This window comes from Pseudomonas caspiana (genome assembly GCF_002158995.1).
GTDB classification, from domain to species: domain Bacteria; phylum Pseudomonadota; class Gammaproteobacteria; order Pseudomonadales; family Pseudomonadaceae; genus Aquipseudomonas; species Aquipseudomonas caspiana.
On sequence record NZ_LOHF01000034.1, the window covers coordinates 1 to 1,253 of the forward strand.

At 55.8% G+C, this 1,253-nt stretch carries 2 protein-coding genes; both read left to right on the forward strand.

What is annotated here, in order from left to right; all coding sequences use genetic code 11:
* Nucleotides 1-63: 63 nt before the first annotated feature.
* Nucleotides 64-357, forward strand: coding sequence for a transposase (locus AUC60_RS25405; RefSeq protein WP_083369542.1), 294 nt, complete (start codon nucleotides 64-66; stop codon nucleotides 355-357).
* Complete coding sequence (locus AUC60_RS25410; RefSeq protein WP_087274042.1) at nucleotides 354-1,217, forward strand: IS3 family transposase; 864 nt, start codon at nucleotides 354-356, stop codon at nucleotides 1,215-1,217. Before AUC60_RS25405 ends, AUC60_RS25410 begins: the two co-directional genes overlap by 4 nt.
* Nucleotides 1,218-1,253: the final 36 nt, after the last annotated feature.

Consider the following 1,253-nt stretch of genomic DNA (forward strand, 5'->3'; position numbering starts at 1 on the left):
GGGCTTGTCCCGTGACAACGGACGCCAAGAAGCGATACTTAAATCGTTCTCTTGGAGGTTGCCATGTATCCATCTACTCGCCGTAACTACACCGATGAGTTCAAGACTCAAGCGGTCGCGCTAGCTGAAAGCGTTGGCAGAACCGAAGCGGCCCGCCAGCTAGAGATGTCCGTCAAAACGCTCGATAACTGGGTGGACGCCACGCGCAGGGGCCAACCGTTGAGTTCGCCCGAGCGCAAGCCCATAACAAAGGAAGACAGTGAGCTTGCCCGCCTGCGAGCCGAGGTTGCCGAGCTGAAAATGGAGCGTGAAATCCTAAAAAAGGCGGCGGTATTCTTTGCCAGAGAGTCCAGGTGAGATACGCCTTCGTCGCTGCTGAACGGACTCAATACCCGGTACGGGTGTTGTGTCGAGTAATGGAAGTCTCGACTTCAGGTTTCTACGATTACGCGCTCAGGCAGCCTCGTCCTGATCCTGACGCTCAGATTCGCATTGCGTTGCGCAGTGCCTACTCGGCCAGTCGAAACACCTACGGTCGGCCACGGTTGGTGGCCGCCTTGCGCCAGAAATCGTATGCAGTGGGCCATAAGCGGGTCAGGCGGTTGATGCGCGAGGAGCGGATACAGGGCAGGTCCAAAGGTGGTTTCAAGCCCTGCACCACTGACAGCTGCCATTATTTGCCGGTGGCGAGCAATGTGTTGGCGCGTCAGTTCTCCATCGATAACCCCACGCCGACCTGGGTCAGTGATATCACCTATCTCCCAACCAGAGAGGGTTGGTTGTATCTAGCGGTAGTGTTGAGCATCCAGACCCGCCAGATCTTGGGCTACAGCTTGTCGGATCGCATGCCAGATGGCCTGGTCGAAAGCGCGTTTCTGAATGCCTGGAGCGCCTGTTCTGGTATCAGTGGAGCAGTATTTCACTCCGATCAGGGCCGTCAGTATGCAAGCAGTAGGTTCCGTCTGACGTTGGCCAAAAAAGACTTCACACAGAGCATGAGCCGAAAGGGAAATTGCTGGGACAACGCAGTGGCCGAGAGCTTTTTCGCTACGCTAAAAAGAGAGGAGGTTTTCGGGGTCTACCCCACAAAAAAACAGGCACAGCTATCAATCGCCAGCTATGTGCATGGGTTTTACAACAGCAGCCGACTGCACTCCGCTCTGGGATATCGTTCTCCGAACGAATATGCAAAGAGCTTGAGGCAGAAGACTGGATAGCCAGCTTCTTGGCGTACGCTGCCGGGGGACAAGCCC

Bases quoted from the DNA above. Each gene is read 5' to 3' on its own strand.
- AUC60_RS25405 (WP_083369542.1), top strand. From the start codon at position 64: ATGTATCCATCTACTCGCCGTAACTACACCGATGAGTTCAAGACTCAA.